This window comes from Streptomyces sp. NPDC006365 (assembly GCF_042870755.1).
GTDB classification, from domain to species: Bacteria; Actinomycetota; Actinomycetes; order Streptomycetales; family Streptomycetaceae; genus Streptomyces; species Streptomyces xiangluensis.
Genome location: NZ_JBIAHS010000001.1, coordinates 290,043 through 314,805, shown reverse-complemented (window position 1 = coordinate 314,805; position 24,763 = coordinate 290,043). Strand labels below are relative to the sequence as shown.

The 24,763-nt window shown below is 68.9% G+C and carries 20 protein-coding genes; 14 read left to right on the top strand and 6 right to left on the bottom strand.

What is annotated here, in order from left to right; translation table 11 throughout:
* Nucleotides 1-16: 16 nt before the first annotated feature.
* Nucleotides 17-1,894 (bottom strand): ABC transporter ATP-binding protein, encoded by a 1,878-nt coding sequence (locus ACFYO0_RS01460; RefSeq protein ID WP_388670799.1) that lies wholly within the window; start codon nucleotides 1,892-1,894, stop codon nucleotides 17-19.
* A 147-nt stretch (nucleotides 1,895-2,041) separates the two neighbouring features.
* Here ACFYO0_RS01460 and ACFYO0_RS01455 point away from each other — a divergent pair, with 147 nt between their 5' ends.
* Together ACFYO0_RS01455 and ACFYO0_RS01450 are read left to right on the top strand one after the other, a co-directional pair.
* Complete coding sequence (locus ACFYO0_RS01455) at nucleotides 2,042-3,004, top strand: YbhN family protein (RefSeq protein WP_388668794.1); 963 nt, start codon at nucleotides 2,042-2,044, stop codon at nucleotides 3,002-3,004.
* A 334-nt stretch (nucleotides 3,005-3,338) separates the two neighbouring features.
* Entirely contained in the window at nucleotides 3,339-4,424 is a 1,086-nt protein-coding gene (locus ACFYO0_RS01450; RefSeq protein ID WP_388668791.1) for a mechanosensitive ion channel family protein, read from the top strand.
* Between the two features lie 118 nt (nucleotides 4,425-4,542).
* Here the strand turns inward: ACFYO0_RS01450 and ACFYO0_RS01445 are convergent, their stop codons facing one another.
* Entirely contained in the window at nucleotides 4,543-7,383 is a 2,841-nt protein-coding gene (locus ACFYO0_RS01445; protein ID WP_388668788.1) for a beta-L-arabinofuranosidase domain-containing protein, read from the bottom strand.
* A 351-nt stretch (nucleotides 7,384-7,734) separates the two neighbouring features.
* Between ACFYO0_RS01445 and ACFYO0_RS01440 the strand changes: the two genes are divergently transcribed.
* The 4 genes from ACFYO0_RS01440 to ACFYO0_RS01425 all read left to right on the top strand — a co-directional run bounded on the left by ACFYO0_RS01440 (nucleotide 7,735) and on the right by ACFYO0_RS01425 (nucleotide 11,441).
* The gene (locus tag ACFYO0_RS01440) at nucleotides 7,735-8,952 is read left to right on the top strand and encodes a right-handed parallel beta-helix repeat-containing protein (RefSeq protein WP_388668785.1); all 1,218 of its coding nucleotides are present in this window, start codon (nucleotides 7,735-7,737) and stop codon (nucleotides 8,950-8,952) included.
* A 101-nt stretch (nucleotides 8,953-9,053) separates the two neighbouring features.
* Nucleotides 9,054-10,481, top strand: a complete 1,428-nt coding sequence (locus tag ACFYO0_RS01435; RefSeq protein WP_388668782.1) for a glycoside hydrolase family 43 protein — start codon at nucleotides 9,054-9,056, stop codon at nucleotides 10,479-10,481.
* A gap of 200 nt (nucleotides 10,482-10,681) precedes the next feature.
* Nucleotides 10,682-11,194: a hypothetical protein gene (locus ACFYO0_RS01430; protein ID WP_388670905.1), complete on the top strand. Its 513-nt coding sequence runs from the start codon at nucleotides 10,682-10,684 to the stop codon at nucleotides 11,192-11,194.
* Nucleotides 11,085-11,441, top strand: a complete 357-nt coding sequence (locus tag ACFYO0_RS01425; protein ID WP_388668779.1) for a DUF6082 family protein — start codon at nucleotides 11,085-11,087, stop codon at nucleotides 11,439-11,441. Before ACFYO0_RS01430 ends, ACFYO0_RS01425 begins: the two co-directional genes overlap by 110 nt.
* On the opposite strand, the gene ACFYO0_RS01420 is transcribed toward ACFYO0_RS01425, so the two are convergent.
* Both ACFYO0_RS01420 and ACFYO0_RS01415 read right to left on the bottom strand, forming a co-directional pair.
* A complete protein-coding gene (locus tag ACFYO0_RS01420) occupies nucleotides 11,344-12,627 on the bottom strand; it encodes an MFS transporter (RefSeq protein ID WP_388668776.1) in 1,284 nt (427 codons plus the stop codon). The two genes, ACFYO0_RS01425 and ACFYO0_RS01420, sit on opposite strands and share 98 nt — an antisense overlap.
* Nucleotides 12,627-14,030, bottom strand: coding sequence for an NAD(P)-binding domain-containing protein (locus ACFYO0_RS01415; protein WP_388668773.1), 1,404 nt, complete (start codon nucleotides 14,028-14,030; stop codon nucleotides 12,627-12,629). The genes ACFYO0_RS01420 and ACFYO0_RS01415 overlap by 1 nt, the downstream gene beginning before the upstream one ends.
* 112 nt (nucleotides 14,031-14,142) lie before the next feature.
* On the opposite strand from ACFYO0_RS01415, the gene ACFYO0_RS01410 reads away from it, so the two are divergent.
* Nucleotides 14,143-15,201, top strand: coding sequence for a flavin-containing monooxygenase (locus ACFYO0_RS01410; RefSeq protein ID WP_388668770.1), 1,059 nt, complete (start codon nucleotides 14,143-14,145; stop codon nucleotides 15,199-15,201).
* A gap of 51 nt (nucleotides 15,202-15,252) precedes the next feature.
* Nucleotides 15,253-15,627: an ArsR/SmtB family transcription factor gene (locus tag ACFYO0_RS01405; protein ID WP_388668767.1), complete on the top strand. Its 375-nt coding sequence runs from the start codon at nucleotides 15,253-15,255 to the stop codon at nucleotides 15,625-15,627.
* A 213-nt stretch (nucleotides 15,628-15,840) separates the two neighbouring features.
* Here ACFYO0_RS01405 and ACFYO0_RS01400 read toward each other — a convergent pair whose 3' ends face one another.
* Nucleotides 15,841-17,910, bottom strand: a complete 2,070-nt coding sequence (locus ACFYO0_RS01400; protein ID WP_388668765.1) for a PhoX family protein — start codon at nucleotides 17,908-17,910, stop codon at nucleotides 15,841-15,843.
* 419 nt (nucleotides 17,911-18,329) lie between these two features.
* On the opposite strand from ACFYO0_RS01400, the gene ACFYO0_RS01395 reads away from it, so the two are divergent.
* The 5 genes from ACFYO0_RS01395 to ACFYO0_RS01375 all read left to right on the top strand — a co-directional run bounded on the left by ACFYO0_RS01395 (nucleotide 18,330) and on the right by ACFYO0_RS01375 (nucleotide 22,911).
* Nucleotides 18,330-19,304, top strand: coding sequence for a PstS family phosphate ABC transporter substrate-binding protein (locus ACFYO0_RS01395; RefSeq protein WP_388668762.1), 975 nt, complete (start codon nucleotides 18,330-18,332; stop codon nucleotides 19,302-19,304).
* Nucleotides 19,304-20,254, top strand: a complete 951-nt coding sequence (gene pstC / locus ACFYO0_RS01390) for a phosphate ABC transporter permease subunit PstC (protein ID WP_388668759.1) — start codon at nucleotides 19,304-19,306, stop codon at nucleotides 20,252-20,254. The genes ACFYO0_RS01395 and pstC overlap by 1 nt, the downstream gene beginning before the upstream one ends.
* Nucleotides 20,254-21,156, top strand: coding sequence for a phosphate ABC transporter permease PstA (gene pstA / locus ACFYO0_RS01385; protein ID WP_388668756.1), 903 nt, complete (start codon nucleotides 20,254-20,256; stop codon nucleotides 21,154-21,156). The genes pstC and pstA overlap by 1 nt, the downstream gene beginning before the upstream one ends.
* A 54-nt stretch (nucleotides 21,157-21,210) precedes the next feature.
* A complete protein-coding gene (gene pstB / locus ACFYO0_RS01380; RefSeq protein WP_388670796.1) occupies nucleotides 21,211-22,059 on the top strand; it encodes a phosphate ABC transporter ATP-binding protein PstB in 849 nt (282 codons plus the stop codon).
* 102 nt (nucleotides 22,060-22,161) lie between these two features.
* Entirely contained in the window at nucleotides 22,162-22,911 is a 750-nt protein-coding gene (locus tag ACFYO0_RS01375; RefSeq protein ID WP_388668753.1) for a winged-helix domain-containing protein, read from the top strand.
* Between the two features lie 522 nt (nucleotides 22,912-23,433).
* Here the strand turns inward: ACFYO0_RS01375 and ACFYO0_RS01370 are convergent.
* Complete coding sequence (locus ACFYO0_RS01370) at nucleotides 23,434-24,117, bottom strand: low molecular weight phosphatase family protein (RefSeq protein WP_388668750.1); 684 nt, start codon at nucleotides 24,115-24,117, stop codon at nucleotides 23,434-23,436.
* 174 nt (nucleotides 24,118-24,291) lie between these two features.
* On the opposite strand from ACFYO0_RS01370, the gene ACFYO0_RS01365 reads away from it, so the two are divergent.
* Nucleotides 24,292-24,663, top strand: a complete 372-nt coding sequence (locus ACFYO0_RS01365) for an ArsR/SmtB family transcription factor (protein ID WP_388668747.1) — start codon at nucleotides 24,292-24,294, stop codon at nucleotides 24,661-24,663.
* The last annotated feature ends 100 nt before the right edge of the window (nucleotides 24,664-24,763 follow it).

Below are 24,763 nucleotides of genomic sequence, written 5' to 3'. Positions count from 1 at the left end.
CGGAAGGTGACGATGCTCATGCCGCCGCCTCAAGCGGCGCGGCCTTCTGGAACTGCGTCCGGTACAGCTCCGCGTACCGCCCGCCCGCCGCGAGCAACTCCTCGTGTGTGCCCCGCTCCACGATCCGGCCCGCCTCGACCACGAGGATCGCGTCAGCGGCCCGTACCGTCGACAGCCGGTGGGCGATGACGACCGCCGTGCGGCCCTCCAGGGCTTCGGTGAGCGCCTCCTGGACGGCGGCTTCGGAGGTGTTGTCCAGGTGGGCGGTGGCCTCGTCGAGGATGACGATCCGCTGGCGGGCCAGCAGCAGGCGGGCGATCGTCATGCGCTGGCGTTCGCCGCCGGAGAGCCGGTAGCCGCGCTCGCCGACCACGGTGTCCAGGCCGTCGGGCAGGGAGCGTACGAGGTCGTCGAGGCGGGCGCGGCGCAGGACGTCCCACAGTTCGTCGTCGTCGGCGCCTGGCCGGGCGAGCAGCAGGTTGGCACGGACCGAGTCATGGAAGAGGTGCCCGTCCTGGGTGACCATGCCGACGGCTGCCCGCATCGACTCGGCGCTCAGTTCGCGTACGTCGACGCCGCCGATGCGTACGGAGCCCTCGTCGGTGTCGTACAGCCGGGGCAGCAGTTGCGCGATGGTCGACTTTCCGGCGCCGGAGGAGCCGACGAGGGCGACGGTCTGTCCGGGTTCGGCTCGGAAGGAGATGCCGTGCAGGACCTCGGCGCCGCCGCGGGTGTCCAACGAGGCGACCTCCTCCAGCGAGGCCAGGGAGACCTTGTCGGCGGACGGGTAGCCGAAACGGACGTCGGTGAACTCCACGGAGACCGGACCGACGGGCACCTTCCGGGCGCCCGGCTTCTCCTCGATCAGCGGCTTCAGGTCGAGCACCTCGAAAACGCGCTCGAAGCTCACGAGGGCGCTCATGACCTCAACTCGGGCTCCCGCCAAGGATGTCAGCGGCGCGTACAGGCGGGTGAGGAGCAGCGCAAGCGACACCACGGCGCCCGGCTCCAGGCTGCCGCGCAGCGCGAACCAGCCGCCCAGGCCGTACACCAGGGCGAGTGCGAGCGCGGAGACGAGGGTCAGCGCGGTGATGAACGCCGTCTGCGCCATCGCCGTACGCACCCCGATGTCGCGCACCCGCCGGGCCCGCGCCGCGAACTCCTCCGACTCGTCGTCCGGCCGCCCGAAGAGCTTGACCAGCGTGGCGCCGGGCGCCGAGAAGCGCTCGGTCATGCGGGTGCCCATCGCGGCGTTCAGGTCCGCGGCCTCGCGCTGGAGCTTCGCCATCCGGCGGCCCATGCGGCGGGCGGGGACGACGAACACCGGGAGCAGGACCAGGGCGAGCAAGGTGATCTGCCAGGACAGGGTGAGCATGACGGCGAGGGTGAGCAGCAGCGTCACGAGGTTGCCGACCACTCCGGACAGGGTGTTGCTGAACGCCCGCTGGGCGCCGATCACGTCGTTGTTGAGACGGCTGACGAGCGCTCCCGTACGCGTGCGTGTGAAGAACGCGACCGGCATGCGCTGCACATGATCGAAGACCGCCGTCCGCAGATCGAGGATGAGTCCCTCGCCGAGCCTCGACGAGAGCCAGCGGCTCGCAAGGCCCAGCCCCGCCTCGGCGAACGCGATCAGGGCGATGAGCAGGGCGAGGCGTACGACCGTGCTCTCCTCGCCGCCGGACACGATCGCGTCCACGACGCGCCCGGCGAGGACCGGCGTCGCCACCGCGAGCAGCGCGGTCGCCACGCTGAGCAGGACGAACTGCGCGATACGGCGGCGGTGCGGACGGGCGAAGCCTGCGATGCGGCGCAGCGTCGCGCGGGCGAAGGGGCGGCGTTCCTGCTGGGCGTTCATGACGCTGTGCAGCTGCATCCATGCTGTGGTTTCCATGCTCATGAGGACGACGTTAGAACCTCAAGCAACCTTGAGGTCAAGGGTTTGATCGATACGTGTGGTCCAAGGACGTGCGCGGCGCGTAAGCCGCTGTCCCCGTGCACGCAACCCCCCGTTGGCGCGGCGCGGAAAACCTTTCCCGGTGTGACGGACGTACGATTTGCCCGAGCCCTCCACCGACGCATCCCGGTCCGCCAGATCCTGTGCCTGCTTCCGCTCGCCCTCGTGGCCGTGATCGCGGTGCGCCACTGGTCCGTGCTCGTGGACGGCTTCGGCCACCTGGCGACAGCCAAGTGGCCCTGGCTGCTGGCAGCGGGGGCGGCGACCTGCCTCACCTGGGTCGCGGCGGCCGTCACCCGGCAGGGCGCCCTGGTCGAGCGGCTGCCCAGCTGCCGGCTGCTCGCCACGCAGTTCGCGGCGGGCGCCGCCAACCATCTGCTGCCGACCGGGCTCGGCGCGAGTGCCGTCAACCTCCGGTTCATGGCGGTGTGCGGTGTTCCGCCGGCCCGCTCCTCGGCCGCGCTCGCGCTCTATCTGCTCGCGGAGTCCATAGCCCGGACCGGCCTGTTGCTGGCCCTGCTGATCGCCTTCCCCGACGCGTTGCGACTCGGCAAGCTCATTCCGGACGCCGTGGTCGGTCCACTGCTGCCGGCCGCCGGTGCGGCAGTGTGCGTCGCGGTGGCGGTCCTGCTGCTCGTACGACGGCTGCGTACCGTCGTGTCGACCTTCCTGCGGACCGCACTGGGCGAGGCGCGCTCCGTGCACGCACGGCCGGCGCGCGCGCTCGCGTTGTGGGGCGGTTCGTTCTCCTTTCCCATCCTGCAGGCGGCCGGACTGGTCGCGGTGGGGCTGGCGTTGGGGCTGCCGGTGTCTCCGCTGCACATCGTGGTCGCGTATCTGGCGGCGACGGTCGCCGTCGCACTCATCCCCACGCCGGGCGGTATCGGCTCGGTCGACGCCGCGCTGATCGTCGCGCTGGTGGCGGCGGGCGGCCCGGCCGCGGTGGCGACGGCGGTCGTACTCGCCTACCGCATCATCACGGTGTGGCTGCCGCTGCTGCCGGGGGCGTTGACGCTGGGCGCACTGGTGCGCCTGAAGATGATCTGAGCCCCCTCTCCAACGGCGGCGCATCCAGGCCAACTTGGGCCCTGCGATGACGAGGGTGAGCCCCACCCCCGGGTCGTCGCTGATCACTCCACGCAAGACTTGCCCCAGCCGCGCCGCGCGTCCACGCGCTCGTCGCGCCTACGACGATGGCCGGAAACGAAGCTGGCCAGGGGAGAGGCATGCGCGCGAATACGGCAGGATGAGCGAGCCCGCCGGACTTCGCACAGGAGTCCCGGCGGGAGCGCACATCACGGAATCGAGCAGCAGGTGGCCAAGTGACGAGACATCACATAGCGGGCGTACGCGCCCTTCCCGGCACGACGGGAGGCAGTTGGTGAACCGCGATCTCACCGCGCACGACATGATCATCGCCGGCGTCTGGGTGGCCGTCGGGCTTGCGGCGGGCGTCCTGCTGCGGATGCTGCTGCGCTGGCTGGGCAAGCACGCGGACCGTACGAGATGGAGCGGGGACGACGTCATCGTCGACTCGTTGCGCGCGCTGGTACCCCTCGCGGCGCTGGCCGGCGGTGTGGCCGCGGCGGCGGCGGCCCTGCCCCTGACGGGCCGGGTCAATCACAACGTCAACCAGATCCTGACGGTTCTCCTCATCCTCGCCTCCACCATCACGGCGGCGCGCATCGTCACGGGCCTGGTGCGGGCGGTGACCCAGTCACGGCAGGGCGTCGCCGGATCGGCCACGATCTTCGTCAACATCACCCGTGTCGTCGTGCTGGCGATCGGCATCCTGATCGTCCTGCAGACCCTGGGCATCTCCATCGCGCCGCTGCTCACCGCCCTCGGCGTCGGCGGTCTCGCGGTCGCCCTCGCCCTCCAGGACACCCTCGCGAACCTCTTCGCGGGCATCCACATCCTCGCCTCTAAGACGATCCAGCCCGGTGACTACATCCGGCTGACGAGTGGTGAGGAGGGCTACGTCGTAGACATCAACTGGCGCAACACCGTCGTACGTAATCTCTCCAACAACCTCGTGATCATCCCCAACGCCCAGCTGTCCAGCACGAACATGACCAACTACAGCCGTCCCGAACAGGAGATGACGCTCACCGTTCAAATCGGCGTCGGCTACGACAGCGACCTGGACCATGTGGAGCGGGTGACCTCCGAGGTCGTGATCGAGGTGATGACGGAGGTCGAGGGCGCCATGCCCGAGCACGAACCCGCCATCCGCTTCCACACGTTCGGGGATTCGCGGATCAGCTTCACGGTCATCCTGGGGGTCGGCGAGTTCAGCGACCAGTACCGGATCAAGCACGAGTTCATCAAGCGGCTGCACACGCGCTACCGGGTCGAGGGCATCAGGATTCCCTCCCCCGCGCGGACGATCGCGCTGCAGAACGGCGGCCCGAACGGCGCCGGGGCCATTCCGCCGCAGTGGGACGGCGTCACCACCGTCTCGTAGACGCCCGGGGAGCGGGAGGCAAGCGGGAGGTCACCGTGTCAGCGCCGGTGACCTCCCCGGCAGTTGCCTCCACCCGAGAGACCCGAGAGACCCCATGGTCCTGGGGATCGGACCTGCGTCAGGGCACGTAAGTGGCGTTCTGCGCCGTGGCGACCACCTGCTGACCGTTGGCCTGGGTGAGCCGGCCCGCGGACACCCACGAGTCCACCGTCGACCGCACCCGCGTCACCAGAGCGTCCTTGGTGGCGAACGGTGCGCCCGCCCAGACCTCGTCGAGCAGCGTCGTCCCGTCGGACTTCGACGGGTTGGCGACACCGGAGTCGGTGTTCCCGAAGACAACCCCGGGCTCGGACCGGCGGACGTAGGCGTGTGTCCGGTCCTCGGTGCCCTCGTAGAAGGGGGCGAACTCGGTGCCGTTCAGCGTGTAGTGAAGGGGCCTGCCGGACACCGGCGTCAGTGAGGGCAGCAGGTCGCCGGAGAGTGCGGCGTTCTTGTAGAGCCCGACCTGGAGGTGGCTCGTACTGGAGTTGCGGCCCACCAGGTTGACCGGCCCGTAGAACAGGGTCTGCAGGGACGGGTCGTCCAGCGCCTTCTCCACCCGCAGCCGGAACGGGATGGTGACGCGTACGGTGTCGCCGCCCTGCCAGCTCCGGGAGATGGTGAAGTAGCTGCCGGGGTTCGGAGTTCCGCTCACCGCGGTGCCGTTGACGGTCACCCGGAAGCCGCCCGTCGCCCAGGACGGCACGCGCAGCTTCATCTCGAAGGAGGCGCTGCCGCCACTGATGGTGAGCGTGGAGCCCTGCTCCCTCGGGTAGTCCGTCACCTGCGTGACGGTGACGCCCTTCGCGGACCAGGTCAGTGTGGAGGGGCTGTACAGATTGACGTACAGGGCGGAGTTGTCGGCCTTCGTGAAGTACACCGAGTCCTGGTACTTGGTGGCGCTCTCCATGCCGGTGCCCTCGCAGCAGGTCGTGCCCTGCTTGGGCGTGTAGTCGCGTACGTGCCCGGGGGTGAGGCCGATGAAGTACGTGACGAGCGGCTTCTCCGCGTCGGCCTTGTCCTGCTTGGAGCCGAGGACCTGGTTGTAGAGGCCACGCTCGTAGTAGTCCATGTACTTCGGATCCTGGTCGTGGAAGAACAGCGTCCGGCTCAGCTTGAGCAGGTTGTAGGCGCAGCAGGACTCGGCGCTGGTGTCGCTGATCGTGCCCGCGATGACGCCGCGGGCCTTCCAGAACTCGGCCGTGCTCGTCCCGCCGATGCCGAACATGCGGTGCGGGATGACCATGCCCCAGAAGTTCTTGGCGGCGGTGAGGTAGCGGGTCTCGCCGGTCGCGTCGTACAGCCGGACGTACCCGGTGAAGATCGGGATGTGCTGGTTGGCGTGCAGGCCGTCCAGGGTGTCGGTGTTCGCGGCGCAGGCGTCGATGAGCTTGTCGAGGTCGAACAGCTTGGCCAGCGCGAGGTGTTCGGCCTTGCCGGTGATCGAGTGCAGGTCGACGATCGTCTCGACGATGCCGCCGAACTCTCCGCTGGAGAAGATGCCCCACATGCGCTGGAGTGTGGAGTCGGGCAGCTTGGACAGCCGGGAGTACATCCAGTCGCACATGCCGGACGCGAGGTCGAGCGCCCGGTCGTCGTCGGTGGCGAGGTGCGCGTCCAGCAGGCCCTTGAGGATCTTGTGCGCGGTGTAGTAGGGCGCCCAGACCTTGGTGTAGTCCGCGGTGGTCCGCGACTCCAGGTCGATGAACTGCGTCTCCGGGTACGCGGCGAGGAAGCCGGGGTGGCTCGGCCCGCCCCAGGTGCGGCGCAGGGTGGCGGTCAGGCCGCGGCCCGAGGCGTCCGCGAAGGTGCCGCCTGTGGTGGTGGCGAAGTAGTACGAAGCGAGGTTGCCGAGTCCGGCGGCGGAGTTCTTCGCCTCGTTCGTCTGCAGCGAGGTGATCTCGGCCGCGGACAGGGCCCGTGACCAGACGTTGAACTCGTCGAAGGCGCCCGCGAACACCGGGTCGCCGGAGAAGTTCGAGCGGCCCAGCCAGTTGTTCGTCAGGGAGCCCAGGACGGACGGGTTGAGCGTCATCGAGGTGTTCTGGGCGACGGCGGTGCCGTTGACGTAGAGGGTGCCGGTGCTGCCGGAGATGGTCACCGCCAGATGGCTCCACTGGTTCAGCGGCAGTGCGGCGGTGCCGTTGAGCCCCTGCTCCCCACCCGGCCCGTTGGTGGTGATGGCGAACCGCGGCACTCCGTTGGCGTTGCGGCCGGCCAGGTACATGTACCGGGTGGCGTTGTTGCCGAAGTCGAAGACACGCTGCCAGTTGGCGTTGTGGGTGGGCTTCACCCAGACCGACAGGGTGATCGCCGCGGCACCGCCGAGCACGGCGGCCGGAAGATCGACGTACTGGTACGAGCCCCGGACGTTCTCATGGGCGCCGCCCCACTTCCCGGTGACGGCGAGCATGCGCGGGTCGCTGCGCAGTGCCGCGCGCACGTCGGTGAGCGCGCCGATCATGGTGCGGATCTTGTCGGCGTACGCCTGGTCGCCGGTGGACGCGTACGCCTGCGACAGCATGGTCATGAAGTGGCCGGTGTAGTGGCCGCGGAGGTTGCCGTTGGCCTCGCCGTCCAGACCCTCCCAGCCGCCGGGGGCGACCGCACCGCCCGTGGAGAGCCCGGCGTTGGCGCGGAAGACCTGGAGCAGCCGGTTCACGTCGTAGCCGCGGCCGTGGTCGAGCATCAGCTGGCGCTTGGTGGCGAAGACGCCCTGCCCGAGCTTCACGTCCTCCAGCTCGAACGGCCGCACCGCCCAGGCGGACGGCACCGGCAGTGCGGCCGCGACGGCGACCGCCGCCGCGGCGGCGCGGGTTTCGGCGGCGGCGCGGCCGACGGGGATCGTGGATACCACCGGGGCCGCGGCGACCAGGGCGGCGGCACGGAGAACGGCTCTTCGGGAGGGCGATGACGCCATGGGGGGCCTCTTCTGCTCAAGCTTCCAGTCGGGATCACTGTCCGATATATCGATCAAGGTTCGGACAGCCGACCAGAACGTAAGAGGCGCGAGGGGACACGTCAATGCTTACGTCACGATCGGCGAGTGCGTGCGCCTGCGGCTCACCAGCGACAGAAGTCGCCAAGCGTTCACGAAGCCTTGACGCGGCCCCACCTGCACCTTACGTTCTGACCGGCTTGCCGAACTCCGTTCGAAATGTCGGCCGTTGGCCGGTGCTGTTCATGGTTCCCGACCGCGCGGCACGGCAACGTTCCGCGGTCGGGTGACCACTCAAAGGCGACATCCGTCCGGACAGGAAGAGGAAGCCTTATGCGCACAGTCGGTGTGCTCGCCGGATTACTCGTGCTGGGTGCCGCGGTGCCGGCGACGACGGCGACAGCGACGGCCGAGGAGACGTCAGCCGCCGCCACGCCCACCATCGTCGTGGCCGTGAACGGCGACGACTCCGCTCCCGGAACGCTCGCGCGTCCGCTGCGGACGATTCAGAAGGCCGTGGACAAGGCGCGGCCCGGTGACGTCATCGCCGTTCGCGGCGGTACGTACGGGATGACCGACAACATCACCATCACCACCTCGGGCACGGCGTCCCAGCCCATCACCCTGGAGGCGTACCAGGGTGAACGCGTCGTCGTCGACGGGGAGCAACTACCCGCCAGTCACACGCCCGTTGGCGGCAGCATCCCGCGTGCCGAGCGTGGCGCCATCCACCAGGAGGCGTCCCACTGGCGGATCTCGGGACTGGAGATCGTGAACGGCCCGTACGGCATCTACTGCGACGGCTGCAACAACAACGTCTTCTCCGGCCTGCGCACCCACGACAACTACGAGTCGGGGTTCCAGCTTCAAGGTGCCTCCAGCAACAACCAGATCCTGAACCTGGACAGTTACGGCAACCGCGATCCGCGCAAGAACGGCGAGAGCGCGGACGGGCTCGCCATCAAGGAAGGCAGCGGGAGCGGCAACGCAGTGCGGGGTGCGCGGCTGTGGAACAACGTCGACGACGGCTTCGACGCCTGGGAGTTCACCTCGCCGATCGTCATCGAGGACACGATCGCGTACGGCAACGGCTTCAACCGCTGGAACTTCCCCGACTTCGCGGGCGACGGCAACGGCTTCAAGATGGGCGGCGGGGATCCCGACCCGTCGGTCGCGCACACCCTGCGCAACAGCGTCTCCTTCAAGAACGCCAAGCACGGCATCACCGACAACGGCAACCCCGGAGCGCTCGCGCTGAGCCGCAACTCCACCTTCGGCAACGCCGGTACGGGCTTCGACGCCGACGGTGCGGGATCGGGTGCCGTGCTGAAGGAGAACCTGTCGGTCGTGGACGGGCGGGCCGTCGCCGTCGGCTCGGGCACCGTCGCCACCGGCAACTCCTGGAACCTGGGCGGCAGTTGGGGCGAGTCGTCCGTCCAGAGCACAAACCCGGCCGCGATCACGGGGCCCCGCGACACCGACGGCTCGCTTCCGTCCGCCGCCGGCTTCCTGGTCCCGCGCGACGGCACGGCCATCGGGGCGCGCCTGTGAACTGACCGCCGCGTACGGCCCGTTCCGCAGGGCCCCGAACAACAAGCAGGGCCCATGGGACGGGCCGTACCCGCACAAGAAAGCACCGAGGAGAGCCGCACATGAACACACCGGACAGACCCGCCGCCGTATCGACCGGCACCAGATCCCCGAACTCCCTTTCGCCGTCCCGCCGTGGCGTGCTGCGGGCGATGGCCGCCCTCCCCGCTTCGGCGGTCCTCCTGGGCGCACTGCCCGGAACGCTGGGCTCGGCCCTGGCCGCGGCACCGCCCCGCGGCTCCGCCACCCGCTACACCATCGTGCCGTTCCTCAACAGCACCGATGCCACGGTCAATGTGTACGAGTCCGACGACGCCGCCGACTTCCGGCTCGTGAAGGCGTCCGCGTACACCCCGCCTGCCAACCGGATCCGTGACGCCAGTATCTTCCGGCACTCCAACGGCTACTACTACGTCACGTACACCACGCACACCTGGCAGGACACCAGCACCACGATCGGCTTCGCCCGCAGCTCGGACCGGGTCAACTGGACGTTCCTGTACGACTACACCGTCCCCATCGCGAATCTGTCGCGCGCCTGGGCGCCCGAGTGGTTCGTCGACAGCGACGGCAGCGTGAACATCATCCTGTCCTGCTCGACCGCCAACGACCAGTGGATCTTCACGCCGTACCTGCTGAGGGCCACCAACTCCGCGCTCACCACGTGGAGTTCACCCGTAGCCCTGTCCGGCATCGGCGCCAACCACATCGACACATTCATCGTGAAGCTCGGCTCCACCTACCACGCGTTCACCAAGAACGAGACGACGAAGTACATCGAGTACGCCACCGCCACCGCCCTGACCGGCCCGTACACCATTCGCAGGACCGGCAACTGGGCGGGCTGGGGCGGTACGCGCGAGGGCGCCGCGCTGGTGCAGCTCGACAACGGCGCGTGGCGGATCTTCTTCGACGGCTACGGCGACGGCAGTTACTACTACAGCGACAGCTACGACACCTTCGCCACCTGGAGCGCCCCGAAGAAGCTGCCGTCGATCTCCGGCACGGCACGTCACTTCACCGTGCTCAAGGAGACGGTCTCCGGCGGGGTGAACGTGCCGGCGAACGTCACCCGCTCGTTCCGCTCGGCCAACTACACCACCCGCTACTGGCAGGAGCAGTCCGCCCTGCTCAACCTCCCCGTGGTCAGCTCCACGAGCAGCGCCGCGGAGAAGCAGGCGTCCACGTTCACGGTCGTGCCGGGTCTCGCCGACGCCGGCGGCTACTCCTTCCGGAACGCGGCCGGGAACTATCTGCGCCACTGGGACTTCCGGGCCCGCTTCGACGCCAACGACGGCTCGTCGACCTTCGCCAGGGACGCCACGTACATCGCCCGTACGGGCACGGCAAGCGGCTCCGTCCGCTTCGAGTCGTACAACTACCCGGGCTACTACCTGCGCCACTACGGCTTCCAGCTCCGGGTGGATCCGACGGACGGCTCCGCCGTGTTCCGCCAGGACAGTTCGTTCGTGCCCGTCACACCACTCTGACCTGCACGGCAGTCCCGCCCCACAGATCTGCGTACACATCGCGTGCACACTCGCGGCGGCGCTTTGCAGGACGTCGGTCGTGTGCCGGGTGCGTTCGGCGATCATGATGTCCTCCTGGCCTCCTGGCCTCCCGTCCTCCCGTCCTCCCGTCCTCCCGTCCTCCTGTCCGGTAACGGCTGAGCCCGGCGCATGTTTGCTTCGTGCGCCGGGCTGGCGATCTCCGCGGCGCACCAGGTCACGACGATGCGCGACGCCTGGCGGTCGAGGCCGCCGACCGCACCCGGAAGCTGGGAAGTGCCAACAACTTCTGGGACGGGGCTCCCGGCAGGGATGTGGCCGACGCGAAAGGCGCCGCCGCACAGGCCCTGGCCCACGCCGGCGTACGCGACCGTGCCCTGTCCCTCGCCGAGGAAACAGGCCTGTCGGATCACGACAGAAGGCAGCGCGCCCTTGTGGCAGTCGCGGCCGGACTGCGCTCCTACGGCCCGGCCACCGCCGCGGATCTCATCGACCGCCAACGAGAACGTCTCCTGGCCCCGGACGCACACCGTGGTTGGAGCGGGCGCATGGCCGAGCTCGGCGAGCTCTTCGCCACGATCGCCGATGCCGACGCCGCCGCAGATGGCCCTTGCCTTTCTCATCCTGCTGCAGGTGACCTTGGTGGTGCTGATCGGTGTCCACCTCAGAAAGGGGCTGCGACGCAGGGCGCATGAACGTCAGATGCGTACTGCTACACGTCTGAAGCAGCACATTGATCTGTTGCAGCAGGCAGTGGCCGATCCGGAACTCGCCCAGTTGTGGGGCGGCGCCCGGCTCGCCGATCTGAGTGAGCGAGAATTGAGGGAGCACCTATTGATCAACATCAGGGCGACCTCGGTCGAAATGGCCTGGCGGCTCGGTGAGTTGAGCGAGACGCCCCGCCGCAGCGACCGGACCGTACGGTCGTGCCGAGGGCGATGAGGGACGCCAGGAGGGATAGGACGGCCAGCATCCCGAACATCCGGGGGTATCCGCCCATGGGCAGGGCGATTGCGGCTCCGGCGAACGGTGCGAGTGCGGAGGCCGTGGTGGCGGGAGCGGCGAGGAGTCCGGACAACCGGCCGTAGTGGGTGGTGCCCCAACGGTCGGTCACCGCCGTGGCCTGAAGAAGAGTGAGATTGCCTCGGACCGTACCGGCCGCGATCGACAGGCCGGCCAGCAGGGCGTACGGGCCGGGGACGAGTGCGAGGGCGGCTGTGGTGGCACCGCTGAGGGCGATCAGGGTGGTGGTGCGCGCGGTGGGTCGGGTGCGGCGGGCGAGTGCGGCATACAGGGTGCGGCCCAGGGTCTGCCCGGCACCGCCGAGGCCGAGGGCCCAGGCTGCCTGAGTGGTGGAGTAGCCGCGCTGGAGAAGCAACGGAACCAGAGCGACGACGACGGCGTACATCGCGAAGGCCGAGAGGGTCAGCGCCGCTGCCAGCATCCAGAAGGGACGGGTGCGCTCCGCCCGTTCAGCGCCCTGTTCGACGGCCGTAGGTGAGGGAGGCGCGTCAGGCCAGGGAGCGTTCAGGGCAAGGGCGTGCGCCGGGATCGTGATCACGGCCAGAACCGCGGCGAGCACCACGTACGTCGCGCGCCAGGACATGTGGCCGGCGAGCACCGCGGTCACGGGCGCGAACACGGTGGAGGCGAGACCACCCGCGAGCGTCACGATGGTCAGGGCACGGATGTGGTCGGGCGCCCACCAGCGCGTGAGGGCCGCGAAAGCGGGCTGGTAGAAGGTGGACGCCATGGCAAGTCCGGCGAGCAGCCATCCGGCCGAGAAGACGGCGATGTTCGGGGCCGCGGCCACGATCAGGAGGCTGAGCACGCCGAGGATCGAGCCGGTTGTCATGACGGTGCGTGGTCCGCGGTGGTCGAGCATGCGGCCCACGCGGATCCCGGCCAGTGCGGAGACCAGTAGTGCCGCGGAGAAGGCCGCCGTGGTCGCGCCTGTGGACCAGCCCGTATCGGCGGTGATCTGCGGGTTCAGGACAGGGAAGGCGTAGTAGACGATGCCCCAGCTGGTGATCTGGGTGGCGCAGAGGGCGGGCAGGGCGGCGCGGGGCCGCGACCGCTCTCCTGCTGCGGTCGCGGCCCCGTCCCCGCGGGTGGTGACGTCGGGCATCAGCCGCAGCAACCGCCGCCCGACGCCTGCTCCGAGGCTGCCACCGGCTCAGCCGCCGGGGCGCTGCCGATCTGAACCAGAGCGGGCGCGGGGGCGCAGCAGCCTCCGGCGACGGCATCGGCTTCGGGCTGGTCGAAGAGACCGGCACCGCCGCACACCCCGGTCTCGGGCAGGGTGAGCTCAACACGGTTCGCGGACTCCAGGTCGCCGGCGATGGCGGCAACGACGGAGCGGACCTGCTCGTAGCCGGTCATGGCCAGGAACGTCGGAGCGCGGCCGTAGGACTTCATGCCGACGAGGTAGATGCCCTGCTCGGGGTGGGACAGCTCGCGGTGGCCATGGGGGTAGACGGTGCCGCAGGAGTGCTGGTTGGGGTCGATCAGCGGCGCGAGTTCGACCGGCGCCTGGAGGCGCTCGTCCAGGCCCAGGCGTACCTCGGACAGGAACGACAGGTCGGGGCGGAAGCCAGTCAGCACGATGACTTCGTCCACCGAGTCGAGCCTTCGGCCGTCCTCGGCCATGAGCACGAGGCGCCCGTCACCGTCACGCTCGATCGCCTCGGTGCGGAACCCGGTCACGGCATCGGCGTAACCGTCGTCGACGGCTGCCTTCGCCGCAAGGCCGAGGGCTCCGCGGGCGGGCAGTTCATCTGCGGTGCCGCCGCCGAAAGTGGAGCCGGAGATCCCGCGGCGCAGGATCCACATCGCCCGGGTACCAGTGCCGTCGTCGGTCTTGGCGAGGTCGGCCAGGTAGGCGAGGGCAGTGAAGGCGGAGGCGCCCGAGCCGATGACCGCCGTGCGCTTCCCGGCGTACCGGGCCCGTACGGCCGGGTCCTTGAGGTCGGGGACGCGGTAGGTGACGCGGTCGGTCGCGGCCTTCTCACCCAGGGCCGGGAGGCCGTTGCCGCCCACCGGGCTCGGCGTCGTCCAGGTGCCGGAGGCGTCGATCACCGCACGGGCGAAGAGACGCTCTTCGGTGCCGTCGGCCTTCCTCAGGTGCACGACGAAGGGCTGGGCCTCCCGGTCGGCGTCGACGATCCGGTCACGGCCCACGCGGGAGACGCCGGTGACGGTGGCGCCGAAGCGGACTCGCTCGCCCAGGACGTCGGCAAGGGGCTGCAGGTACTGCTCGGCCCAGTCGCCGCCCGAGGGGTACGTGGCGGCGTCGGGCTTGGCCCAGCCGGTGGGGGCGAGCAGCTTCTCCGCGGCCGGGTCGGTGACCTCGCCCCAGGTGGAGAACAGCCGCACGTGCGCCCACTCGCTCACCGCCGCTCCGGCGGTCGGCCCGGCCTCCAGAACCAGGGGCTCGATGCCGCGGTCGACGAGGTGGGCGGCGGCGGCCAGTCCGGTGGGTCCGGCTCCGATCACAACGACGGGCAGCTCGGTGGTGGCGGGCGCGTTCACGGCGACTCCTTGCGTATTTCGACGTCTGTCGATGGATTGCGCGTTCAGCATGGCATCTGATTCGATAAGCGTCAACATAGACGTTTACCGAATCAGGCGGGGGTTGTTGTTCATGGAGCACATCGATGTAGCGGTGATCGGCGGTGGCCAGTCCGGGCTGGCAGCGGCGCATGCCCTGCTGCGGGAGGGTCTTCAGCCGGTGGTCCTGGAGGCGTCCGGACACACCGCAGGGTCCTGGCCGCGCTACTACCGCAGCCTCACGCTGTTCTCACCCGCCCGGTACAGCTCACTGCCGGGGATGCCGTTCCCCTCCGACGACCCGGACCGCTACCCGCACCGGGACGAGGTGATCGCCTACCTGACCTCCTACGCCGCCCGCCTCGATGCCGACCTCCGCACCCACAGCCGCGTCGCCGCAGTGCGGAGGGACGGCCCGGCCTTCGTCGTGGACCTGGAGGACGGCGGCCGCCTCGCGACGCGGGCCGTGGTTGCGGCATCCGGCACGTTCGGCCGCCCGCATCGACCCGAGCTCCCGGACCTGGAGCAGTTCACGGGTACGGTGCTGCACGCTGCCGACTACCGCCACTCCGAGCGTTTCGCCGGTCAGCGGGTGGTCGTGGTGGGTGCCGGGAACTCCGCGGTGCAGATCGCCGCCGAACTCGCCACCGTTGCACGGGTGACGCTCGCCAGCCGCCATCCGGTGAAGTTCGCACGCCAGCGCATTCTCGGCCGCGACCTGCACTTCTGGCTGAAGCGGACGGGGCTCGACATCGCTCCCCTCGGCCGCTTTCTGCGGACCCCGCCGACGCAGCTGGTCATCGACGACGGCCGCTACCGCGCCGCAGTCACAGCCGGGGCACCAGACCGACGGGAGCTGTTCACCGCCATAGAGGGCAACAAGGTGATCTGGGCCGACGGGAGCGCGGAGGAAGCGGACACGATCCTGCTCGCCACCGGATACCGGCCCGACCTGCCCTACCTGACACACCTCGGCGCCCTCGACGATGCGGGCCATCCGCTCCACCGCGATGGCGCGTCCTCCGTCCAGCCGGGACTGGCGTTCGTCGGGCTGGAGTGGCAGCGCAGCCTGTCCTCCAACTCCCTGCGCGGAGTGGGCCGGGACGCCGCCCGCGCCGCTCGGCGCCTGGCCGCCCACCTGTCGCGCACGTGATGTCGCTCCCACTGGTCCCCGACTTGGTTCGACGCGTGTCAACATAGACGTATGTCGAATGCCAGGGTGTTGCCGCTGCTGGAGCCTGACGCCGAGCAGGTTGTGGTGCCGTGCTGCCCGCCTCTGACCGAGCGTCCGTTCACCGCGGAGGAGGCCGAGACGGCCGCGCGGATGTTCAAGGCGCTCGGCGACCCGGTGCGGCTGCGGCTGTTCTCGGCCGTGGCCTCGTACGAAGGCGGGGAGGCGTGCGTGTGCGACATCTCCGATGTCGGTGTCTCCCAGCCGACCGTCTCCCACCACTTGAAGAAGCTCAAGGAGGCGGGGCTGCTCACCTCCGAGCGGCGCGGCACGTGGGTGTACTACCGCGTCGAGCCGTCCGTCCTTGCCGCGATGGGCAAGCTCCTGACGACCGCTGAAGCGGTCTGACCGTCTCGGCGGGTTCGAGCTCCCGGGTTTCGGGCTGACAGTCCCTGGGCTGATTACACGGCCGGGCCGAGTGGGCCGCGCGCTGCTGCCATTGATCCGACTGCCCCATGTCCTGGTGACCGCGGTGCTCGTCGTGGTGCAGAGACCGGTTGCGGAAACGACACTGCCCGGGCGGTCGGCAACGGCCCGGGCAGGCGGAAAAGTTGGCGAGGTCTACCGGTGCTTCTCCCTCCACACGGTCACGACCGACGGACGCGGGATGCTTCCCGGTCCGTCGGGCCAGGCCGAGCCCGGGTGCTCGGCGGTGGCGCCGTCGGTCTCGCCCGGGTGCTGGGGAGCGACCAGGATGCGGTCCTCGATGATGATGGGGCCGCAGCACTCGGCGCCCTTGGGCATGGTCAGGAATTGCTTGACGTGCCCGCGCTGGGAGCCCTTGACGGGCACGGCGAAGAGCCCGTCGTGGTAGCCGAGGGCCGCGCCGTCGGTGGCGATCCACAGGTTGCCGTACTCGTCGAAGGCCACGTTGTCCGGACAGGAAATCGGGCTGACCTGGGACTTGTCGAAGCCGGCGAAGTACGTGGAGGGGTCCTCGGGGTCGCCGCAGACCAACATGAGCTTCCACTGGAAAGTCTTGGCGGCGGCGTCGGAGCGGCGCTCCTCCAGCTCCAGGATGTGGCCGTGCTTGTTGCCGGTGCGTGGGTTGGCCTCGTCGGGGCCGGCCTTCCCCGTGGCGCCGCGGTCCTTGTTGTTGGTGAGAGCGACGTAGACGCGGCCGGTGTACGGGTGGGGCTCGACGTCCTCAGGGCGGTCCATCTTGGTGGCGCCCACCTTGTCGGCGGCCAGCCGCGTGAAGACGTACACCTCCGCAGCTGACAGGCCCGGCACATGCGAGACGTCGCCAGACGCGAGCGGGATCCACTCGCCCGTGCCGTCGAACTCCGCGTCGGCCGGGAGCTTTCCGGTGCCGTCGATCTCAGTGGCCGGGCTGTCGCCGGTGAACTTGGCGACGTACAGGGTGCCTTCGTCGAGCAGCGTGAGGTTGTGCTCGCGGGCGGCCCGGCTGTCGCCCGTCTTGTACGCGTGCTTGGAGACGTACTTGTAGAGGTAGTCGAAGCGTTCGTCGTCGCCCATGTAGAGCGCGACGCGGCCGTCGGCGGTCAGGCGGGGCTCGGCGGCCTCGTGCTTGAAGCGGCCAAGTGCGGTGCGCTTGCGGGGAGTTGACGTCGGGTCGTACGGGTCGATCTCGACGACCCAGCCGTGCCGGTTGGGCTCGTTGGGCTCCTTGCCGATGTCGAACCGGGAGTCGTACAGCTCCCACTTGCGCTCACTGGCCCCCTGGGGCAGGCCGTAGCGGGCCAGGCGCGTCTTGGCGGCCGGGTCGGTGACCGCGGCGGCGCCCGCGAAGTACTGGTTGAAGTTCTCCTCGCCCGACAGCACGGTCCCCCAAGGGGTGGTACCGCCGCCGCAGTTGTTCAGCGTGCCCAGCACCGTACGGCCGGTCGGGTCGGCACTCGTCTTGAGCAGATCGCTGCCGGCGGCCGGGCCGGTGAGGCGGAACGGCGTGGTGGCGGTGATGCGGCGGTTGAGGGCGTCACCGGTCACCGGCCACAGCTTCCCGGAGTGACCGTCGCCGCGTACGACCAGGACCGTCAGGCCGTGCGCGGCCCAGGCGATCTCGACCTGCTCGCGGGTCGGGTTGGCCGGGTCGTACCCGTAGAACATGATCTGTTCGCTGGTGTACTCGTGGTTGACCACGAGCAGTTGGTGGCCACGGTGGGGCGCGTCGAGCAGGGCCATGTAGTCGGCGTTGTATCCGAACTGCTTGGCCTGGGCCTTGGCGCTTTGCTTGCGGGCGTCGAAGCGGGGGGCTCCGGCGAGGATCGGGTCGCCCCAGCGGATGACGACCTGCTGGGCGAACCCGTCGGGGACCGTCACGGCGTCCGCGGTGTTCGGGGCGACCGGCTCGAAGTCCAGGCCACGCGGCGGTCGCATGCCGGTGCCGGAGACGGGGGCCGAGGAGGTGGCCGCCGCGGTGGCCGTACCGGCGCCTGTGGCGAGGGCCACGACGGTGGCCGTCTTGAGGACACCTCTGCGGGACAGGGCCCGCTGCACTATGTCGCCGAAATAGGGGTTCAGCGAGCGGTTCGGCGCCTCGTGGGAGCAGGCGTCGCCGCACCGGTAGCGGCACGTGAGCGCCGACCGGGCGGTGTTGTGGCTCGGGAGGACGGGGAGGTCGGAGCGTTGGTCTGCGCGATCGGTCCGGTCGTCGGACTGGCGGTGCACGGTTGCCTCCACGCAATCGGGACGGTCATTTTCGGCCACCCGCTTGATAGGCAGCCATCGATGCGGGACGTTATGGGGTCTTCGCCCGTCCGGAGGCGGCCGAACGGTGAACTTCGATCGAACACTGCTTTTCGGGCCGGGTCCGGTCGCCGTGCGCCGGTGCATTCCACTTCCGCGACGAGGGCTCGCCGTTCACCCGTGCGCCCTGGGGCCGAGTGATGAAGCAGCAGCTCAAGAGACCCTTCCGTGATAATCGAACAAGATCCTTCTATATAGATGACCAGCTATCGTTCATGCCCGAGGTGCACCTCGTACACCATGCGTTCATATAGCCGCACTTCGATCAATAGTGTCCGAACGGAGCGCACAGCGCGCCGATCCACCGCCGGAGCACCCGGCAAACGCGAGGATCGAGAGTCGTGAACATTTCCCCTTCATTGCGCCGGGCCAAGGCTCCCCTGGCTCTGACGGCTGCCGTCCTGCTGGCCGCGAGCGCGTGCGGCGGCGCCGACGCGGGCTCGGGTGACGGCGGTGGCGACAAGCTGGCCGGAAACATCAAGGTCGACGGCTCCAGCACGGTGGCTCCGCTGTCCACGGCGGCGGCCCAGCTCTTCCAGGCGGAGAACTCCGGGGTCAAGGTCACGGTCGGTACGTCCGGCACGGGTGGCGGTTTCGAGAAGTTCTGCGCGGGCGAGACCGACATCTCCGACGCCTCCCGTCCGATCAAGGACGAGGAGAAGGCGGCCTGCGAGAAGAAGGGCATCAAGTACGAGGAGTTCACGGTCGCCAACGACGGCCTGTCCGTCGTGGTGAGCAAGGACAACGACTTCGTCGACTGCCTGACCGTCGAGCAGCTGAAGAAGATCTGGGAGCCCGGATCCAAGGTCAACAACTGGAACCAGGTCGACCCCAAGTTCCCGAACCAGAAGCTCGAACTCTTCGGCGCGGGCACCGACTCGGGCACCTTCGACTACTTCACCGACGAGATCAACGGCGAGGAAGGCGCTTCCCGGACCGACTACTCGCCCAGTGAGGACGACAACGTCACCGTGCAGGGCGTGTCCGGCTCCAAGGGCGGCATGGGCTACTTCGGCCTGTCGTACTACGAGGAGAACAAGGACAAGCTGAAGGCCCTGGAGATCGACGGCGGTGACGGCTGCGTCGCCCCGAGCGTCGAGACCGTGCAGGACGGCACCTACAAGCCGCTCGGCCGCCCGCTGTTCATCTACCCGGCGGCTTCCGCGCTGGAGAAGCCGGAGGTCGAGGCGTTCGTCGAGTTCTACGTCGAGAACCACGCCGACATCGCCGAGAAGGCACAGTTCGTGCCGCTCAACTCCGAGCAGGAAGCCGAGCTGAAGAAGGCCCTCGACGCTCTCAAGGCGCAGCAGGGCTGATGAGTTCTCCGAGTATCGGGCGCAGGGCCGCTTCGGGAAGCCCCGGCTTCCTGAAGCGGTCCCAGCCGCGTTACGGCGAGAAGGCCATCAAGGTGCTCCTGGTGGCCGCCTCCCTGGTCTCGGTGCTGACCACCATCGGCATCGTCATCGCCCTGATCCCGCCGGCCGCCGAGTTCTTCGGCAAGGTCAACTTCGGCGACTTCATCACCGGCACCAACTGGGCGCCGCTGTTCAAGCCACCGTCCTTCGGTGTCCTGCCGCTGGTCGGCGGCACGCTGATGGTCACCCTCATCGCGCTGCTGGTGGCCGTGCCGCTGGGCCTGGGCGCGGCCGTGTATCTGAGCGAGTACGCCAACCCGCGCGTCCGCGCGGTCTTCAAGCCGCTGCTGGAGGTGCTCGCGGGCATTCCCACCGTCGTCTACGGCTTCTTCGCGCTGAAGGCGCTCACGCCGCTGCTCCAGGACATCTGGCCGGCCGGTGACGGCCCGCAGGTATTCAATGCCCTGTCGGCGGGCTTCGTCATGGGCATCATGATCATCCCGACGATCGCCTCGCTCGCCGAGGACTCCATGAACGCCGTACCGCGCGCCCTGCGCGACGGCGCCTTCGCCCTCGGCTCCTCGCGTATGCAGGTCTCCACCCGGGTGGTCTTCCCGGCCGCGCTGTCCGGCATCGTCGCCGCCGTGGTGCTGGGCATCTCGCGAGCGTTGGGCGAGACGATGATCGTCGCCGTCGCGGCGGGTGGCCGCCCCAACCTGTCCTTCGACCCGCTGGAAGGCATGCAGACGATGACCGCGTTCATCGCCGCCGCCGGTATCGGTGACCTGCCCACCGGCTCGACCGGCTACCAGACGATCTTCGCGGTGGGCCTGCTGCTGTTCGTGATGACCCTGGTGATGAACCTGGTCAGCATTCGCCTGGTCCGCAAGTACCGGGAGGTGTACGAGTGATGAGCTCCGATGTCATGGACAAGGTCCCCGAGACCGAACTGCCCCGCCTGAAGGGCAAGGGCACCCCGTGGCGGGAGCGGTTCTTCCAGCTGAGCCTGTGGGCCTCGCTTGCGGTCGGCGTGGTTTTCCTTGCCGCGCTCCTCACGTACAACGTCGTGGAGGCATGGCCCCGGCTCGACTCCCGTATCTGGTCGAACTTCCCGGACATCATCGACCCGTCGAACGCCGGTGCCCAGTCGGCGATCATGGGCACGGTCTGGGTGATTGCCTTCACCGCGCTGTACTGCCTTCCCACCGGCATCATGGCGGCGATCTACCTGGAGGAGTACGCCGATCCGAACCGCTGGTGGAACCGGTTGATCGAGATCAACATCCAGAATCTGGCGGCGGTCCCGTCGATCGTGTACGGCATCCTCGGGCTCGGCATCATCTCCCGCGGGCTGGGCTTCGGCCAGACCGTTCTGACGGCGTCCTTGACGCTGTCGCTGTTGGTACTGCCGACCGTGATCATCGCCTCGCGGGAGGCGATCCGCGCGGTACCGCGGTCCATCCGCCAGGCATCGCTGGCGCTGGGTGCCACCCAGTGGCAGACGATCTGGCGCCAGGTTCTCCCGGCGGCCGTGCCCGGCATGGCGACCGGCTCGATCCTCGCCCTGTCCCGCGCGATCGGTGAGGCGGCGCCGCTGCTGCTGCTCGGCGGGCTGACGTTCATCACCTTCAACCCGACCGGTGTGGAGAGCCCGTTCACGGTGCTGCCGATCCAGATCTTCAACTGGATCAGCCAGTCCCGCGCCGAGTTCACCGCCCTCGCCGCCGCCGCGATCGTCGTCCTCCTGGTGATCCTGCTCGCGATGAACTCCCTCGCGATCTGGCTCCGCAACCGCTACTCCCGCCGCTGGTGACCCATGACCACTGACTCCACCGACAAACTCCGCAAGCGCGACCAGGAGGCCGCCATGTCCCAGCCCGCCGATGCCGCCGGCGGCACCAGGACCCCGCGGGTCGCCTACCGTGCGGCCCCGTCCCTGGCCAGCCCCGTCTTCGAGATCGGCAGCCTGTCCGTCTTCTACGGCGACCACGAGGCCGTACGCGATGTGAACATGCTCATCGGGGACCGCCAGATCACCGCGATGATCGGCCCCTCTGGCTGTGGCAAGTCCACCGTGCTGCGCTGCTTCAACCGCATGAACGACCTCATCCCCACCGCCCGGGTGGCGGGCAAGATCCACTACCACACCGAGGACCTGTACGGCCGCGACGTCGACCCCATCGAGGTCCGCCGCCGTATCGGCATGGTCTTCCAGAAGCCCAATCCGTTCCCCAAGTCGATCTACGACAACATCGCGTACGGGCCACGGGTGGGCGGCTTCAAGGGCAACCTCGACGACCTGGTCGAGGAGACCCTCACCCACGCCGCGCTGTGGGACGAGGTCAAGGACAAGCTCAAGACCTCTGCGCTGGCACTCTCCGGTGGTCAGCAGCAGCGGCTGTGCATCGCCCGTACGATCGCGGTCTCGCCGGAGGTGATCCTCATGGACGAGCCCTGTTCGGCCCTGGACCCGATCGCCACCGCCAAGATCGAGGACCTGATGGAGCACCTCTCCCAGGAGTTCACGATCATCGTCGTCACCCACAACATGCAGCAGGCCGCGCGCGTCTCGCACCGCACCGCCTTCTTCACCGCGGACGTCGACGACAAGGGCGAACGCCACGGCCGGCTCGTCGAGTACGACGAGACGGAGCGCATCTTCTCCAACCCCTCCGACCAGCGCACCGAGGACTACATCTCCGGCCGCTTCGGCTGAGAGAAGGTCCCGCGTGACGTCCCTTTGCGCACAACACGTGAAGGAGAAACCCGGGTGACACCCGAATCACACCGGCCTGTTCAGCCTGCCGTGAGCAACAGCATGAGCGGTCCGGACAACGGCAAGGATCCTGATCTGCTGCTGGCCGAACCCGACAAGCACCTGGCTGCCAAGACCCTGGCCCGCTTCGAGGGAGCGGGCGTACGAACCGTGGTCTGCCACGACGGCGCCGAGGCACTGCTGCAGGTCGGTGCCTGCCACCCCCGCGCGGTGCTGCTCAGCGCCCCGCTGCCGGTGGTGAGCGCTGACCGGGTCACCGAGCTGATCGCCCGGCTCCACCCGGTGCCGGTGCTGGTGGGCGCCGGGCCCGAGGGAGCCGAGGAGGCGACGGCCGCGGTGGCGGCCGGAGCCATCGCCTTCGTGATCCGCCCCTACCGGACCAAAGAGATCGTTCCCCTGCTGCTGTCCGGAGGCCGGGAGGAAGACAGCGCCGCCGGGCCTTTGGTGGTCGGTGACATCGAGCTTGATCCGGAGGGCTTTCACGTCCATGTACGGGGCCGCTCAGTGCAGTTGCCCGTCCGTGAATTCATGCTCCTGCGCTATCTGATGGAGAACGCCAGCCGGGTCGTCAGCCGCAGCGAACTCACCCGCGCCCTGTGGGGCACCGAATCCCTGGACAGCAACACCCTCACCGTGCACATCCGCCGGGTGCGCAACAAGCTTCGGGAGGACGGCAAGAGCTGCTGCACCATAGACGCCATCCGCGGCATGGGATACCGCCTGGAGTGCGGTTCCTGGTGCTCCGAGGGGGCGCCGGCCGAGCCGCCGACCACTCCGATGCCCACGGGATAGGACACAGGGAGGTGGCCGGGGAGCCGGAGGAGGACTCGCACATCGACCTGCCGGCCCGGGCCACAGGCTACCCCGGTGGGGTGCCGTCCACGGGCGGCACCCCATCCCCACCATCGGCACGCTCATGCACCGCAAGCGGTGGTACTCGGCGAAGGTCCGCGTGCGTTACCTGCCCACAGGTCCCTGGAGCGGTGGCTGACCTTCACCACCGACGCTCAGACCATGATGGAGATCATCACCGCCGGCACCGGCCGAGGCCGGACGCTGATCTCCCTGTGCCTCACCGACGCGGACCCTTGCCTGCGAGGGGCGCTCACAGACTCCGGCCGACGGGCTGCATGGCGGTGCCACCCGTCGGCCGGTTTGCTCGAAGCCCACGTCGCGCGGTCAACATCGGCCCCTGCAGGCGCGTCCACGCCTGGGTGGCCAACTGGATCACGTCCCAGACGTATTTGGAGATCTTCGCCCCGCACCGCCCGACATCAGCAGCCACCCAAGCCGGCGGCGCGGTCCTGCAGCAACTCACGCCCGGTAAGCGCCGGTTGGCAACAGCTCCCGCGCCAGCACGTCGACCTGCGCGGCCAGCGCATCCCGCACCGCCCTCGCGCTCTCGATGTCGAGTCCGCTCAGGTCAGGCAAGTCCCAGTCCAGATAGCGGCGCCCGTGGCGGACCGGGCAGGCGTCGCCGCAGCCCAGCGTGACGACGACGTCGGCGGCGGTGACCACCTCGGCGGTCAGCGGCTTGGGGAACTCGTCATCCGCGTCCAGCCCTTGCTCGGCGAGCAGTTGGAGCACCACCGGGGCGATCTCCGCGCCGGGCGCGGATCCCGCGGTCAGCACACGGATGCCGTCACCCGCCCGCTGCCGCATCAGTGCGGCGGCCAGTTGCGAGCGGCCCGCATTCTCCGTGCACACGAACAGCACCTCGGGTACGGGTTTCGGTGACAGTCCCAATCCGCGCGCCAAGGCGCCAAGCCGCTGGTCCGCGAACCGTTCGATCAGGAGCGGGAGATGGAGTCCCACGCGGGCCTTTGCCGACAGCAGCCAGGAGCACTCCTCGACGTAGTTCCCGACCGTCTCGCGCGAGAAGGACCTGCTGTGCCGTGCGGCCAGCCGGACCGTGATGCGCTCGAGCACAGGGCCGATGTCCCGCAGGGGCGGGGCGGTTGGTCGATGGCCTCGGCCGAGAGGGGCCTGCTCATCCATGGGTGACTCCTCATAATGGGAATTCACAGCCGCTCTCTGCCTTCCCGACCATCAAGAATAGGCGGATATCTATTCTTTGGATAGACGTCAACCTAAGTGAACGCTTGGTGAACAAGCTCTTTCGTGTGTCTTCGAACACATGGCGCATGTCTGCACCCCGCTTATGGTTCATAGATGGCTATCACTGAATTGGGCGCCGCGGAGGTAGTGGACGAGACGAAGGCTGAGACCTGTTCCCCCAGCCTGGCGTGCCTGCTCATCGAACGCGATGAGGCCGAACGTCTCGCCGTCATGCTCAAGGCCATCGCCGACCCCACGCGGCTGCAGATATTCCGCATCATCGAGCGCGCACCAGCCGGCGAGGCATGCGTGTGCGACCTGGCCGACTGCCTGGGCTTCCGGCAGCCGACCGTCAGTCATCACCTCAAAGTCATGACCGAGGCAGGACTTCTGAGCCGTGAACGCCGCGGGACCTGGGCCTGGTACTCGGTGAACTACGACGGCTTGAACAAGGTGCGCGCGATCCTGGATCCTTCGGTCGACTGACCTTACGGCAGGTCAGTCGCGGAGCGCGCGGCCCCCACCTCGCATGAGCGTTGAGGAAGTCGCCTATGAGGGCGGCGACTTCGGCGTGGACGGCTTTGCT

Bases quoted from the DNA above. Each gene is read 5' to 3' on its own strand.
- pstB (WP_388670796.1), top strand. From the start codon at position 21,211: ATGTCCCAGCCCGCCGATGCCGCCGGCGGCACCAGGACCCCGCGGGTC.
- pstC (WP_388668759.1), top strand. From the start codon at position 19,304: ATGAGTTCTCCGAGTATCGGGCGCAGGGCCGCTTCGGGAAGCCCCGGC.
- ACFYO0_RS01410 (WP_388668770.1), top strand. From the start codon at position 14,143: ATGGAGCACATCGATGTAGCGGTGATCGGCGGTGGCCAGTCCGGGCTG.
- ACFYO0_RS01420 (WP_388668776.1), bottom strand. From the start codon at position 12,627: ATGCCCGACGTCACCACCCGCGGGGACGGGGCCGCGACCGCAGCAGGA.
- ACFYO0_RS01460 (WP_388670799.1), bottom strand. From the start codon at position 1,894: ATGGAAACCACAGCATGGATGCAGCTGCACAGCGTCATGAACGCCCAG.
- ACFYO0_RS01365 (WP_388668747.1), top strand. From the start codon at position 24,292: ATGGCTATCACTGAATTGGGCGCCGCGGAGGTAGTGGACGAGACGAAG.
- ACFYO0_RS01375 (WP_388668753.1), top strand. From the start codon at position 22,162: ATGAGCGGTCCGGACAACGGCAAGGATCCTGATCTGCTGCTGGCCGAA.
- ACFYO0_RS01435 (WP_388668782.1), top strand. From the start codon at position 9,054: ATGAACACACCGGACAGACCCGCCGCCGTATCGACCGGCACCAGATCC.
- ACFYO0_RS01370 (WP_388668750.1), bottom strand. From the start codon at position 24,117: ATGGATGAGCAGGCCCCTCTCGGCCGAGGCCATCGACCAACCGCCCCG.
- pstA (WP_388668756.1), top strand. From the start codon at position 20,254: ATGAGCTCCGATGTCATGGACAAGGTCCCCGAGACCGAACTGCCCCGC.
- ACFYO0_RS01440 (WP_388668785.1), top strand. From the start codon at position 7,735: ATGCGCACAGTCGGTGTGCTCGCCGGATTACTCGTGCTGGGTGCCGCG.
- ACFYO0_RS01445 (WP_388668788.1), bottom strand. From the start codon at position 7,383: ATGGCGTCATCGCCCTCCCGAAGAGCCGTTCTCCGTGCCGCCGCCCTG.
- ACFYO0_RS01405 (WP_388668767.1), top strand. From the start codon at position 15,253: ATGTCGAATGCCAGGGTGTTGCCGCTGCTGGAGCCTGACGCCGAGCAG.
- ACFYO0_RS01425 (WP_388668779.1), top strand. From the start codon at position 11,085: ATGCCGACGCCGCCGCAGATGGCCCTTGCCTTTCTCATCCTGCTGCAG.